A 662-nucleotide genomic window follows, 5' to 3' on the forward strand; every position below is an offset into this window, starting at 1 on the left:
CACGGTCACCGTGACCGTGTCACCAGCCTTAACGTCTTTACCCACCGTACCAGTGATAGTGACATCACCTTCCGATTCGGCCTTGTTGATCACGTCATCGTCAGCAATCACATTGATCGCGATCTCAGCTTCGGGCAGATCCGTATCGATGCCGTAGTCACGGTCAGCTTCAGCGCTGGCAGGGTTACCCGCTGCGTCTTCCGTCTCAACCTTGGCTTTAACGTTCGTGTCTTGAATCAGCTCAGAGCCAGGAACGTCTACGTTCCAAGTCTTACCATCGGCGTTAACGGTCGTGGTGTAGTCCTTACCGTTCACGGTCACCGTGACCGTGTCACCAGCCTTAACGTCTTTACCCACCGTACCAGTGATAGTGACATCACCTTCCGATTCGGCCTTGTTGATCACGTCATCGTCAGCAATCACATTGATCGCGATCTCGGCTTCAGGCAGATCCGTATCGATGCCGTAGTCACGGTCAGCTTCAGCGCTGGCAGGGTTACCCGCTGCGTCTTCGGTCTCAACCTTGGCTTTAACGGTCGTGTCTTGAATCAGCTCAGAGCCAGGAACGTCTACGTTCCAAGTCTTACCATCGGCGTTAACGGTCGTGGTGTAGTCCTTACCGTTCACGGTCACCGTGACCGTGTCACCAGCCTTAACGTCTT

1 protein-coding gene is annotated in these 662 nt (G+C 54.2%); it reads right to left on the minus strand.

Annotated elements, in window-relative coordinates; all coding sequences use genetic code 11:
• The coding region (locus tag IE156_RS18305) for an Ig-like domain-containing protein (protein WP_189394109.1) at window positions 1-662 on the minus strand (662 nt) is incomplete at both ends.

The organism is Alcaligenes pakistanensis (assembly GCF_014652815.1).
Taxonomy (GTDB): domain Bacteria; phylum Pseudomonadota; class Gammaproteobacteria; order Burkholderiales; family Burkholderiaceae_B; genus Alcaligenes; species Alcaligenes pakistanensis.